Below are 12,962 nucleotides of genomic sequence, written 5' to 3' on the forward strand. Positions count from 1 at the left end.
GGCAAAGGCGTCGTAACACAGCCGTGCCGAATCGCGCTGCGGAATTTTAAAATTCTAAACCTAGGCGGTCGGTGCGCAGACGCCGCGATAGTTTATGACGCGATCTATGCAATCTGTCACAGAAACGGTACGCAAAATTTCACGACAAGCCGCGCGGCGTCGCGCTTTGAATTTTAAAATTTAACGCCGAAGCGGTCCAAAAATAGCGAGCCAAATTTCATAGCGAGATGCGGCGGTAGTTTGGAATTTTAAAATTCCACGGCTTTAAAATTTAAAAAATCATCGGAGCGAAAATGAACGATAAATTTAGCAAAATCGGCTTCATACTTGCCGTCGCAGGCGGCGCGGTGGGGCTTGGCAACGCATGGAAATTCCCCACCCTCGTGGGCCAAAACGGCGGCAGCGCCTTCGTGCTTTTATACCTCGCGCTCACGTTGGGAGTGGGCTTTAGCATATTTTTAGCCGAGATGGCGCTAGGCAGGCTAAGCGGGCGGGATCTGCCGAGCGCATACGAGACGCTGGCGCCGCGCGGCGGACGCAAATGGCGCGCGGGAGGCGTTTTCATCGCGGGCGGCATGCTGGTGCTGTCCTTTTACCTCGTCATCCTCGGCTGGGTGATCCGCTACATATTTTTGGGCTTTTCTCCGCTGCCCGCAACTGCCGAGGAAGCGGGCGCCGTCTTTGACGATCTCATCTCGCATTCGCTAGCCACGAGCCTCGGCTTTTACGCGCTTGCGCTCGTGCTGACGCTTTCCGTCGTCGCGCGCGGCATCAAAAGCGGTATCGAGCGGCTAAACGTCGTGATGATGCCGCTTCTTTTCGTGCTGCTGCTTGCGATGCTTGCGTATGCGTGCACGATGCAGGGCTTCGGCGCGGCGGCGAAATTTCTTTTCTACCCCGACTTCGGTAAAATCACCGTTAGCTCCGTCTTATCCGCGCTCGGGCTCGCGCTCTTTACCCTATGCGTGGGCGTCGGCTGTATCGCAGCATACGCGGCGTCGCTTAGCGAGGGGGTGCGGCTCGTGCGAAGCTCGGTAAACATCGTATTCATCAACATCGCGATCGGACTGATGATGGGGCTCATCGTCTTTACCTTCATCTTCGAATTCCGCGCCGATCCCGCGCAGGGTGCGGGGCTTGTGTTCGTCTCGCTCACTACGATGTTTGCAAAAATGGGGCTAGCGGGACAAGTGCTTGAAGTCGCGTTTTTCGTCTCGCTCTTTTTTGCGGGGATCACGAGCGCGGTTTCGATGATCGAGCCCTTCGTCTTCTATCTCATCGGCAGATTTAAAATTTCGCGCCTGCGCGCAGTCTGCATCTCGGGGTGCGTCATAGCGGTGCTAGGCGCATGCTCGCTGCTATCGATGCACGCGGATTATGCGAGCAAGTTTAAGCTTTTCGGCGCGAGCTTTTTTGACTGCTTGGACTTCGTAAGCTCAAACGTTATGTTGCCCCTAGGCGCACTAACCTCGGCGATCTTCGTGGGCTTTGTTATGGATGCACAGCGCCTGCGCGGGCTTTTCGGCGCCGATATGGGCGAGCTGGGATTTAAAATTTGGTACTTTTCGCTGCGCTTCGTAGCGCCCGTCGCGATCGTGATCATAATGGCAAATCTGCTGTTTTTCGGCGGGAAGTAGGAAGCGATTCTGCTAAATTTAGGCGGCACGGGTTTAAATTTAACCCCTCTTTGAGCGAGTTTAAATTTAAAAAGGTCGCTTAACATCGCAGCCCGTTAGGCTTGTATTTTAACTAGCGTTTTGCTAAAGGAGTAAATTTTCAAAGCTCTTAAATTTCTAGCCAAAGTCCTAATCGCCGCGCTCGGCGTTTGTGTGATCGTCGGTGCGCTTAATTACAGCGGGTTTAGCTTCGGCGATCTAAAATGGCTTAGCAAAGATGAGATAGTGCAAAATTTCGTACAGGACGAATTGGAAAATTATTATTATGAAGGGAAGTCCAAATACAATAAACTTTACACCATAGATACCAACTTAACATTTCACGAAGCTATTTCTAAAATCAACGAAATCTTTGAAAATCATTCAAATGACAAGGACTTTAATTTAATACATGATTTAAATTCTTCACTCCCTTTTAGAGATATTACAGACGAAATGGTATCGGATGAAAAAATCCCATGGACTTTTTCAGATTTTATCTACCACCATACTGTCAATAATGTCGATGCGGGAGATAATTACACGTATAGACCATTTGAAGGCAATAGAAAAATAGACTATGAAAAAGAAAAAGGTAAAGTGATTATTCTAGATCAGCATTATTCATCAAATATTTATTTATCAGATACTTTCACCATAAAAGAATGCCGTAAAGAAACATCGTTTATTGATAGAATACTGGGCGAAAGCCAATTTTGTATGAAATTTATAGCGATAAAACGTATCCCCAATGAGTATGAGCCGAGCAAGCGGTATCGTGACGATCCAAATTTTATATTCAATAGCACGAAACGGAATTTTGATATATTTTTAAAAAATATAAATTCCGAGGAAAGCTGCCTTGGTATTATTGATTGTTATGAGACTAGATTAGATAACCATGGAAACAGATATATAGGATTTATGAAGCTTTTTGAGCTTATGAAATGATATGATGTTGGCAGTATTATATTAATTTGAAGTAACGATATCAAGCGCCCTAGCTCCGTGCGTAGCAAAACATAAAATTCCTCGTAAAATTTTACGCTTGACATCTTACGAATAGATTTTACCGAAGTAAAATTTTATCGGACGGCGCCGCACCTCGTGCTACGAGCGCAAAACGTTTAGCAAATATCGCGATAAATTTAAACTTATAATAGTGGAGTTTGAAAAAAAGATGCGCCGCTTTGAAAGCGCATACGAAGCTACGTGGCGGTATTCGCGGCAAGCGGTGCAAACTATGCCGCTAAATTTAGAGCAAAATTTTAAATAAGGCTAAATTTAAAGAATTTAGCCGTTCATTATCGATAGCAGCTCGGTGTTGTCTTTGGTTTTTAGCATCTTGGCGTATAAAAATTTTAGCGCCTCGACGTCGTCCATCGTCGAGATCGCCGAGCGCAACGCCCAGATCTTTTGCAAATTTTCACTGCCTTGTAAAAGCTCCTCTTTGCGCGTGCCCGATTTGGTGATGTTGATCGCGGGGTAAATTCTACGATCCGAGATGTTGCGATCGAGGATGATCTCGCTGTTGCCCGTGCCCTTGAACTCCTCGAAGATCACGTCGTCCATACGCGAGCCGGTCTCGATGAGCGCGGTAGCGACGATAGTGAGCGAGCCGCCGTTTTCGATATTTCGTGCCGCACCGAAGAAGCGCTTCGGTTTATGCAGGGCATTTGCGTCCACGCCGCCGCTTAGGACTTTGCCGCTGCTAGGCGTGACGGTGTTGTAAGCGCGCGCAAGGCGGGTGATGCTATCAAGCAAGATGACGACGTCCTTGCCGTTTTCGACGGCGCGTTTTGCCTTTTCGATGACGAGCTCGGCGACGCGGACGTGGTTGAACGCGGGCTGATCGAAGGTCGAGCTAAACACCTCGCCGCGCACGCTGCGCTCCATATCTGTCACCTCCTCGGGGCGCTCGTCGACTAGCAGCACCAAAAGCTCGACCTCGGGGTGGTTGCGCGTAATGCCGTTGGCAAGCTCTTTCATAAGCTCCGTTTTACCGCTACGCGGAGGCGCCGTGATGAGCCCGCGCTGCCCCTTGCCGATCGGGGTGAAAAGATCGAGCACGCGACCGGTAAGGCGCATAGGATCGTATTCAAGCTTGAGCTTTTCGGTCGGGAAAAGCGGCGTGAGATTATCAAATAGCGGACGCTCTCTGGCCTCTTGGATCGATTTGTAATTGATCGCCTCGATCTTTAAGAGCGCGTAGTACTTCTCCTGATCCTTCGGCTCGCGCACCTGACCCGTGACGATGTCGCCGACGCGCAGGGCAAATTTGCGGATCTGACTTAGACTCACGTAGGCGTCGTTGGCGCTGTCGCTTAAATTTGAATCTATGCCGCGCAAAAAGCCGTAACCCTCGGCGGTAACCTCCAAAATCCCCGTAAAAAGTATGAAGCCGCCCTGCTTCGTCTGCATGCGTAAAATTTCAAAAACGAGCGCTTGGCGACGGAATTCGCGCGGGTTCTCGACGCCTAGCTCGTCTGCTATGGCGATGAGATTTTCAAGATCCATCGAGCGGAGCTCCTCGATCTGGTAGCCCTCGACGGGAACGTGCGTTTTGGCGTAAGTTTTTCTACCGTTTTGATTAGAATTTGAAACGGCGGTCTGTGCGGAATTTTGATTTGTATTTTCCATTTGTCCTCTTAGAGTGTGAAGTTATTAAATTTGGTTTTAAAAAAGTCGCGAAATTTAAAATTTAGTTTTCTTTATAAGCACCGAACCTTAAAATTTTTTGTTGTCTTCTGCTGATGAGCTCGTCTATGCTAAGATCGTCTAGCTTGTGCAGCTCGGTTAAGACGTAGTTTCCAAGCGCTTTTATCGCGCCGTCTTTATCTCTGTGGGCGCCCGTTTTAGGCTCCTTGATCACGTCGTCGATCAAGCCCAGCTCTTTTAGCTCCTCGGCGGTGATCTTTAACGCTTTCGTAGCGGCCTCGCTCTTACTTGGATCGTTCCACAAAATCGCAGCACAGCCTTCGGGAGAGATGACTGAAAAGATTGAGTTTTGAAGCATCGCCAAACGATCGGCCACGCCGATCGCTAAAGCTCCGCCGCTACCGCCCTCGCCGATAACGACGGCGATCGTAGGGGTTTTAAGATCGCTAAGCTCATATAAATTTCGCGCGATAGCCTCGCTTTGACCGCGCTCCTCAGCTCCGAGTCCCGGATATGCGCCCGGAGTGTCGATCAAAAACAAAATAGGAAGGTTAAATTTCTCGGCAAGTTTCGCTACGCGCAGAGCCTTACGATAGCCCTCAGGATGCGGCATGCCGAAATTTCGCTTCAGCTTGTTTTTGGTACCGCGACCCTTCTGCTCGGCGATCACGGCAATTTTACGGTTGCCCATAATGCCCAGATAACACACGATCGAAGGATCGTCTCTAAAGGCGCGGTCGCCATGGAGCTCCCTGGCGTCCTGCAAAAGCGCGCGAATATAATCGATCGCGTAAGGGCGATCCGGATGGCGCGCAAGCTGAAGCCTTTGGTATTCGTTTAAATTTTTATAAACTTTGGAAATTTCTTTTTCGAGGTTCTTATTTAAAATTTCGACCGCGTCCTCATCACCGCGAATTTTAGCAGCGACGATGTCCTCGTCGATCTGCTTTATAGACTTTTCGAAGTCCAGATAGCTAGCCATTAATCTACTCTTTTGAAAATAAGCGATGCGTTCGTGCCGCCGAATCCGAAATTATTGCTCATAACGCAATCGAGTTTAGCTTTTCTGGCAACGTTTGGCACATAGTCCAAATCGCAATCTGGATCTTTTGAAATTTGATTTATCGTAGGCGGTATGATGCCGTTTTGCATCGCTAAAAGACTGATCGCAGCCTCTACAGCTCCGGCAGCACCCAGGCAGTGTCCTAGCTGGCCCTTGGTGGAGCTGACCGCAGGCACCTTGCCCTCACCGAAAAGCTCTTTTAACGCCGCGGTTTCGTTTTTGTCGTTTATTGCTGTGGACGTTCCGTGAGCGTTTATATAATCAATCTTCGGGCGTCCCGCCATTTCGTAGGCCTTTTTCATAGCGCGAATCGGTCCGTCTAAGCTAGGCGAAGTGATATGATAAGCATCGCCGCTGGCGCCGAATCCTACGAGCTCGCCGTAAATTTTAGCACCGCGCGCTTTTGCGTCCTCTAGCTCTTCTAAAACCAAAGCCGCCGCGCCTTCGCCCATAACAAAGCCATTTCGCTCAGCATCAAACGGACGTGAAGCGTGCGCAGGATCGTCATTTCTAGCACAAAGCGCCTTCATCGCAGCAAATCCGCCGATACCTACGGGACAAACCGCAGCCTCGGCACCCACTGCGAGCATCTTTTTCGCTTCGCCGATCATGATAACTCTCGCAGCGTCCATAATCGCATGCGCAGAAGCCGCACAAGCCGTAACGCTGGATAAATTCGGACCTTTTAATTTATAATATATAGAAACAAAGCCGCCGAGCATATTTACTAACGCAGAGGGGATAAAAAACGGAGAAATTCGCCTAGGACCGCGCTGCAAGCAGGTATTGGCATTTATCTCGATATTCGGCAAACCGCCTATACCACTAGCGGAGCTAACGCCGAATTCGTCGCTATCGAAACCGCTAAATTTAGCGTCATCCATAGCTTCACCCGCGGCTTTAAGTCCCAGCTGGATAAACCTATCCATCTTTTTTATCTCTTTTCCATCCTCGATTATGCTCGAAGGGTCGAAACCTTTTACTTCAGCTGCAATTTGAACCGGAAATTCGCTAGCGTCAAAGAGCGAAATTTTATCAACCCCGGTTTTTCCGTTACAGATATTTTCAAAACTGCTCTGTTTGTCAAGCCCGAGAGAGGTTATCATCCCGATGCCCGTTACTACGACTCGTTTCAAAACCGCTTCCTTAAAATTTTATTTCTTAGGCAAATTTTCTATATAATCTACTACGTCTTTAATGCTTACTAATTTTTCGGACTCGCTATCAGGGATCTCGATACCGAATTTCTCCTCTAAAGCCATTACTAGCTCAACTACGTCAAGAGAGTCCGCGCCCAAATCCTCGATAATTTTAGAATCAAGTTTAACCTGATCCGGGCTAACGCTGAGTTGCTCTACAACTACGTCTCTTACATCTTCAAATACTGCCATTTTAGCACTCCTTTAAAAAAATACCGCGTAATTCTATAATATTTAACCTTAAATTCCGCTATTTAACGCTACATATAGAGCCCGCCGTTTATTTTAAGCGTCTCACCAGTAATGTAGCCCGCGCCGTCGCTGAGTAAAAACGCAACTCCTTCGGCAACGTCGCTCGTGCTTCCGAGGCGCTTAAGCGGGATGCTCGCTTCGTAGCTTGCTTTTACGTCGTCGCTTAGCGCATCCGTCATATCCGTAGCGATGAAGCCCGGAGTTATGCAGTTGAAGCGGATGCCGCGCGCAGCACCCTCTTTTGCAAAGCTCTTGCTCATCGCGATCATTCCGCCCTTGCTCGCGCTGTAATTGACCTGTCCGGCGTTGCCCATTTCGCCGACGATCGAGGCGATGTTTACGACCGCGCCGAAGCGCTTTTTGCTCATTAATTTTAGAGCTTCGCGGCAGCCGATGAAGGCGCTGCTTAAATTTGCTTCGATCACGCCCATGAAGTCTTCCAACTTCATTCTAAGCGCGAGCTTGTCGTTCGTGATACCCGCGTTATTTACGAGATAGCTTAGTTCGCCGTCGCTTTGCGCGATCAGGGCAATCGCCTCGCTAAATTCCGCCTCGTTCGTCGCGTCAAATTTTATCACGGCGCCCTCTCCGCCGTTTGCGCGGATCTCCTCTAGTAGCGCATCGGCAGGCTCGGGGTTTGAGCGATAATTGATCCACACCTTAAGTCCGTAAGATGCCAAAGTCCTTGCGATCTGCGCGCCGATACCGCGGCTTGCGCCGGTGATTAAAACGTTTTTTCCACTAAATTTCATATTTTTCCTTTTGTTAAAATTTTAATCTCTAGCGTAAATTTATCTAAATTTACCTAAATTTTAGCAGTTTAAATCTGCTCGCAAGCTGCGCCGTTTAAATTTCAAAATAGCGCTTCATCCATCTCCGCGGGCTTCGGCAGCCCCATTAACTTTAGCACGGTCGCTGCGACGTTGCTAAGCCCAAGTCCGCTTTTTAGCCCGCGAACGCCCTCGCCCGCGACGAAACAAAATACGTCAAAGGTCGTGTGATTCGTTAAAATTTCGCCGTCCGCGTCTCTCATCGCCTCGCAATTGCCGTGATCGCTGATCTGGACATAGGCGTAATCATGCGCCCTCGCCGCGTTTAAAATTTTACCGATGCACTCATCCACCGCCTCGACCGCCTTTATCGCGGCGTCATAATTGCCTGTATGGCCGATCATATCGCCGTTTGCGAAATTTACGACGATGAAATCTATCCCCGCTTCGATACCGCGGATCACCGCATCGCACACTGCGGGCGCACTCATCTGCGGCTGCTCATCGTAGGTTTTTACTTTCGGGCTTGGGATTAGCACGCGAGTTTCGTTCGGAAGCGGCTCCTCGACGCCGCCGTTAAAGAAAAACGTCACGTGCGCGTATTTTTCGGTCTCGGCGGTATGAAGCTGCGTAAGACCGGCGTCTGCGATCACTTCGCAAAGCGTGTTTTTTAGCACGGGCTTCTCAAAAAGCAGAGGAAATTTAAAGCTCGCATCGTATTCGCTCATCGTGATTAAATTTTGCACGACGAATTTTCGCTCAAATTCGCTAAAGCTCTCATCACCCAAAGCCGCGCAAAGCTCCCTGGCGCGATCGTTTCTAAAATTTATAAAAATCACTCCGTCATCCGCGCCGATACCGCTAAATCCGTTAAAGCTCGCAGGCTCGATAAACTCATCGCTCACGCCGTGCTCGTAGCTTTGTAGCACATACTCGCTAGGCGAAATTTCAAGCGGCGCCGCTTCACCCAAAAGCACGTCGTAAGCGCGCTTCACGCGGTCAAAACGCTTGTCGCGATCCATCGCGTAAAAGCGCCCGCAAACGCTAGCGACTTTAAATTTAGCCTGTAGATGCTTTAAAAATTCCACTCCGCTGCTCGGCGAAACGTCGCGCCCGTCGGTGATAGCGTGCGCCCATGTCTCGCAACCCGCATTCTGCGCTATATCACAGATCGCGTCGAAATGGCGCAGATGCGAATGCACGCCGCCGTCGCTGTAAAGCCCTATGACGTGCACTCTGCGGCATTTAGCGAGCAGGTTTTGCAGCGCTTCGTTTTTCTCAAGCGAGCCCTCATCGATCGCGCGATCGATTTTGACTAGGTTTTGATACAAAATTCTACCGCTTCCGATCGTCATATGCCCCACTTCGCTGTTTCCCATCTGCCCTTGCGGCAAGCCCACGGCAAGCCCCGAGGTGTGCAGCAGCGTATTGGGCACGTTTTTAAAAAGATAATCGTAGGCGGGCTTTTTCGCATTTGCAAACGCGTTAAATTTATCGCTCGCGTTAAAGCCGATGCCGTCGGTGATAAGTAAAATCGTCTTTTGCCCCATTTTGGCTCCTAAATTTCGTCTAAATTTCGCCGCACAGGTCTTTTAAAGCAGGTCTGCGGCGCTGTTTTTACGAGCGGCATTATACTTTTTTTTGGCAAATGCGGCAAAATTTCATCCGCCCTAAAAGCTAAATTTTACCTCTTTTATACTAAAATGCGCATTTTCGTATAAAATTTCATAAAATTTAAAAGGCAAACTTTGTTTTATTATCTTTACCATCTTACGAATATAAATTTCTTCCAATACATCACCGCGCGCGCAGGAATCGCATTTTTTATCGCTTTTTGCTTTTCAGTCTGGGCTATGCCGCGGTTTATCCGCTGGGCGCAAAATAGACACGCCGCGCAGCCCATCTACGAACTCGCGCCGCAAAACCATCAGAAAAAGAGCAAAACCCCCACGATGGGCGGGCTCGTTTTCGTTACCGCCGCGGTATTCGCAAGCCTGATGTGCGCCAAGCTAAACAACGTCTTCGTGCTATGCGGGCTGCTTTGTTTGGTGGGCTTTGGATACATAGGCTTCAAGGACGACATCTCTAAAATTTTAGGCCGCCAAAACCACGCAGGCCTTAGCGCGCGGGCTAAATTTGCGCTGCAAAATTTCTTGGCGTTTCTGATCGGAGCTACGCTTTATGCTTTTAGCGATCTGGACGGGGAATTTTTCGTGCCGTTTTTCAAATACCCTCTGCTAAATTTATGGATCTTCGCGCCGCTGTTTTGGACGATCGTGATAAGCGCGAGCTCAAACGCGGTAAATTTAACCGACGGATTAGACGGGCTAGCGACCATTCCATCGGTATTTTCGCTCTGCACTTTGGGCGTATTTGCCTATCTTTGCGGGCATGCGATCTACTCGCAATATCTCTTGCTACCGCGCGTCGCAGGCGCGGGCGAGGTCTGCATCATCGTTTCGGCGCTGATCGGAGCGCTGCTTGGGTTTTTGTGGTTCAACTGCTACCCCGCAGAAGTCTTTATGGGCGATAGCGGCAGCCTAAGCGTAGGCGCATTTTTAGGATACTGCGCGGTCATCACGAAAAATGAAATTTTACTCATAATGATCGGCTTCGTCTTCGTCATCGAAACGCTCAGCGTGATCTTGCAGGTGGGCAGCTTTAAAATTTTCAAGCGCAGAATTTTCCTGATGGCGCCGATACATCACCATTTCGAGCTTAAAGGCTGGGTCGAAAACAAAATCATCATCCGCTTTTGGATCATCGCGCTGATCGCAAATATCATAGCGCTGACGTCGCTGAAACTGAGATAAAATGCGAGCGCAGGTTGAACCCGACTTCGAAACGGCGCGCGGAATATACGACGAAATTTTAAAGCAAATTTTAGCCTACACGGCTTACTGCGACGATAACGGCGATCCTGACGGCGCAAAATACCGCGAGCTAGAGGCGACGCTACACGAAATCACGGGCAAAGATATGAGCAAATTTGATCTTTGGAAGTGGTGGGAAGCGGACGGCGCGGAAAATTTGGCTTTCGATATCGCACTGCCGGAGCCGCAATTAGTGCCGGATATCACAAAGGACGAACTGCGCGAGATCGTGGAGCGGATGAGCACTTTTGAGCCGTGCGAGACGGGAGATGCTTTTTTAGACGCTTTTTACTACCGTCCTAATTTTGCCGCAGACGGCGGATATTTTACCGAGTTTTTAAAGTTAAATTTTAAGGATACTTACGATCCGAGGCTTTTTGAAAGATGCGAGAGAAGCGGCGAAATTGCCGAGCTTAGCGCCGACGAGATAACTCAAATTTTATGGGGCAAAAGGGGAGAAAAATGAAAAAATCGCTATTTGGCTACGGACTTACGACCAGAGCGATCGCCGAGCACTGCCGCGACGAAGGCTGCTGGGAGATCTACGACGATAAATTTAAAATTTCTTCGGGCGCGCCGAAGCTGGACGAGTTCGGCAACGCGCTTTTAAACCCGAGCGAGTTCGATCCCGCCGCAAGCGAGCTTGAAATCCCTAGCCCTGGCTTCCCGCCGCATCACGAACTGGTGCGAAAGGCACGGAATTTAATCAGTGAATATGATTATTTTGACGATTATAAAGGCCTTAAAATTTGGATCAGCGGCACGAACGGCAAGACCACGACGACGAAGATGATACAGCACCTGCTCGAGCGATACGGATCGCAAATGGGCGGTAACGTGGGCGTCCCGCTTGCAAAGCTTGATAAAAGTGCCAAAATTTGGGTGCTGGAGACGAGCTCGTTTACGCTGCACTACACCAAACATGCGCGCCCCGACATCTACGTGCTGCTTGCGATCACGCCCGATCATCTCAGCTGGCACGGCGATTTCGCGGAGTATGAGTGCGCCAAACTCTCGCCGCTGCTAGCGATGCGCGAAGGCTCCGTGGCGCTGATCCCGCGCGCCTACGAAAGCTCCGCCGCCGCGCAAAATAGCCTAGCCCGCGTGATCTGCTACGAAGACGAAGCGGATCTGGCGCAAAAATTCGGCATCGATTTAGGCGAGATAAAATTCCGCACTCCGTTTTTGATAGACGCGCTTTTGGCGCTGTGTGTGGAGAAAATTTTATTCGACAGATGCGACGCCATGCGACTAAACGACTTCGTGATCGAAGGCAATAAGCTAGAGGAGTTTACCGACGCGCGCGGCAGGGTCTGGGTCAATGACACGAAGGCGACCAACATCGATGCGTGCGCGCAGGCGCTGAAGCGATACGCGGGGCGCAAAATACATCTGATCCTTGGCGGCGACGATAAAGGCGTGGATCTGCACCCGCTTTTTGCGGAGTTTAAAAAATACGATCTGCAAATTTACGCGATCGGCTCAAATACCGATAAAATCGTGCTTTTATGCGACGAGTACAGACTTCCTTGCGTGCGCTGCGAAATTTTACAAACGGCGGTGAGCGAAATTTCGAATCGGTATTTGAGCGGAGAAAATTTTTGCGAAAATGAAATTTCAAAAGGACGCTTAGGCGGCGAGAATTCCGCAGGAAATTTAATGCAGGATAAAATTTCGACTACCGAAAGCGAGAGCTCCTGTGTGAACGCAAGCAGCGGCAAAACTTTAGATTCGCAAAATTCTAAAAATTCTGTGGATTTTAAAAATTCCGTAAATTTCGCTAGTGAAATAGCGCTGCTAAGTCCTGCATGTGCCAGTTTGGATCAATTTAAAAGCTACGAGGAACGCGGCGAATTATTTAAAAAACAAGTCGCACAGCTCGGATAAATAGACCTATCGAAGTTAGCCGGATCGGGCTAGGATTTTATTTAACACGACCTACAATCGCATTATATAAAATTTCAACGCTTCTGCTGTGCGGATATATCTAAGTAAATCTAGCTGAAACGCACCTCACGACGTCACACCACTGGCTTTGGCGCAATGTTTATAAAGATGCTTCGTCAAGTCCAAATTAAAGCCAATTTTCGATGCTAAATTTAACCAATAACAGCTATCGCCCGTTATGCGCGCAAATTTAAAACGATGCCGCGATCCTTTAGCGCAAATTTATCTACTTTGCATAGCCTAGAACCAAGCGTACAATTTGCAGAATCGGTTAAATAGTAAAAATTTATACCACTTTGCTTTTTAGATCGATAGCCCATTTTGATTATTGCAAATTACTGCTCAAGCAATATTTTTATCACTAAAATTTAGAAAATTCCAACTGAGTAAATTTGGCTATTTTGGAGCGCAACGTGCAAAAATCTAGCGAAAATCGAGGATTTTAACCGAGATTTAAGTATTGCATGGATAAAATTACTTTTCTTTTTCAGTGGTTGGATAGCTCAGTCGGTAGAGCAGCAGACTGAAAATCTGCGTGTCGGCAG

The 12,962-nt window shown here is 48.7% G+C and carries 11 protein-coding genes; 5 read left to right on the forward strand and 6 right to left on the reverse strand.

Translation table 11 applies throughout. The annotated features are described in order from the left end of the window. Positions 1-293: 293 nt before the first annotated feature. Both Q0224_RS06165 and Q0224_RS06170 read left to right on the forward strand, forming a co-directional pair. Positions 294-1,637, forward strand: a complete 1,344-nt coding sequence (locus tag Q0224_RS06165) for a sodium-dependent transporter (RefSeq protein WP_297949904.1) — start codon at positions 294-296, stop codon at positions 1,635-1,637. A 192-nt stretch (positions 1,638-1,829) separates the two neighbouring features. After that, the gene (locus tag Q0224_RS06170; protein WP_297949905.1) at positions 1,830-2,606 is read left to right on the forward strand and encodes a hypothetical protein; all 777 of its coding nucleotides are present in this window, start codon (positions 1,830-1,832) and stop codon (positions 2,604-2,606) included. Between the two features lie 342 nt (positions 2,607-2,948). On the opposite strand, the gene rho is transcribed toward Q0224_RS06170, so the two are convergent. From rho to gpmI, 6 genes are all read right to left on the reverse strand, one after another. After that, positions 2,949-4,295, reverse strand: coding sequence for a transcription termination factor Rho (gene rho / locus Q0224_RS06175; RefSeq protein ID WP_005873347.1), 1,347 nt, complete (start codon positions 4,293-4,295; stop codon positions 2,949-2,951). A gap of 61 nt (positions 4,296-4,356) precedes the next feature. Then, positions 4,357-5,295, reverse strand: coding sequence for an acetyl-CoA carboxylase carboxyl transferase subunit alpha (gene accA, locus Q0224_RS06180; protein ID WP_297949906.1), 939 nt, complete (start codon positions 5,293-5,295; stop codon positions 4,357-4,359). Continuing rightward, a complete protein-coding gene (locus tag Q0224_RS06185) occupies positions 5,295-6,512 on the reverse strand; it encodes a beta-ketoacyl-ACP synthase II (protein WP_297901608.1) in 1,218 nt (405 codons plus the stop codon). The genes accA and Q0224_RS06185 overlap by 1 nt, the downstream gene beginning before the upstream one ends. 18 nt (positions 6,513-6,530) lie before the next feature. Then, on the reverse strand, positions 6,531-6,767 hold the full coding sequence (gene acpP, locus Q0224_RS06190) for an acyl carrier protein (RefSeq protein ID WP_005873350.1): 237 nt from the start codon (positions 6,765-6,767) through the stop codon (positions 6,531-6,533). A gap of 68 nt (positions 6,768-6,835) precedes the next feature. Continuing rightward, positions 6,836-7,579: a 3-oxoacyl-ACP reductase FabG gene (fabG, locus tag Q0224_RS06195; protein ID WP_297949908.1), complete on the reverse strand. Its 744-nt coding sequence runs from the start codon at positions 7,577-7,579 to the stop codon at positions 6,836-6,838. A gap of 101 nt (positions 7,580-7,680) precedes the next feature. Next, positions 7,681-9,147 (reverse strand): 2,3-bisphosphoglycerate-independent phosphoglycerate mutase, encoded by a 1,467-nt coding sequence (gpmI, locus tag Q0224_RS06200; RefSeq protein WP_297949910.1) that lies wholly within the window; start codon positions 9,145-9,147, stop codon positions 7,681-7,683. Positions 9,148-9,345: 198 nt separating this feature from the next. Between gpmI and mraY the strand changes: the two genes are divergently transcribed. Genes mraY through murD form a run of 3 tightly spaced genes read left to right on the forward strand, consistent with a single transcriptional unit; the run spans position 9,346 to position 12,357 of the window. Next, positions 9,346-10,410: a phospho-N-acetylmuramoyl-pentapeptide-transferase gene (mraY, locus tag Q0224_RS06205; RefSeq protein ID WP_297949912.1), complete on the forward strand. Its 1,065-nt coding sequence runs from the start codon at positions 9,346-9,348 to the stop codon at positions 10,408-10,410. A 1-nt stretch (position 10,411) separates the two neighbouring features. Beyond that, positions 10,412-10,936, forward strand: coding sequence for a hypothetical protein (locus Q0224_RS06210; protein WP_297949914.1), 525 nt, complete (start codon positions 10,412-10,414; stop codon positions 10,934-10,936). Further along, the gene (murD, locus tag Q0224_RS06215) at positions 10,933-12,357 is read left to right on the forward strand and encodes a UDP-N-acetylmuramoyl-L-alanine--D-glutamate ligase (RefSeq protein ID WP_297949916.1); all 1,425 of its coding nucleotides are present in this window, start codon (positions 10,933-10,935) and stop codon (positions 12,355-12,357) included. Before Q0224_RS06210 ends, murD begins: the two co-directional genes overlap by 4 nt. Positions 12,358-12,962 lie beyond the last annotated feature (605 nt).

The organism is uncultured Campylobacter sp., from assembly GCF_938002845.1.
Lineage (GTDB): Bacteria > Campylobacterota > Campylobacteria > Campylobacterales > Campylobacteraceae > Campylobacter_B.

Coding starts and splice junctions, on each gene's coding strand:
- murD (WP_297949916.1), top strand. CDS start 10,933: ATGAAAAAATCGCTATTTGGCTACGGACTTACGACCAGAGCGATCGCC.
- acpP (WP_005873350.1), bottom strand. CDS start 6,767: ATGGCAGTATTTGAAGATGTAAGAGACGTAGTTGTAGAGCAACTCAGC.
- gpmI (WP_297949910.1), bottom strand. CDS start 9,147: ATGGGGCAAAAGACGATTTTACTTATCACCGACGGCATCGGCTTTAAC.
- fabG (WP_297949908.1), bottom strand. CDS start 7,579: ATGAAATTTAGTGGAAAAAACGTTTTAATCACCGGCGCAAGCCGCGGT.
- rho (WP_005873347.1), bottom strand. CDS start 4,295: ATGGAAAATACAAATCAAAATTCCGCACAGACCGCCGTTTCAAATTCT.
- Q0224_RS06210 (WP_297949914.1), top strand. CDS start 10,412: ATGCGAGCGCAGGTTGAACCCGACTTCGAAACGGCGCGCGGAATATAC.
- Q0224_RS06165 (WP_297949904.1), top strand. CDS start 294: ATGAACGATAAATTTAGCAAAATCGGCTTCATACTTGCCGTCGCAGGC.
- accA (WP_297949906.1), bottom strand. CDS start 5,295: ATGGCTAGCTATCTGGACTTCGAAAAGTCTATAAAGCAGATCGACGAG.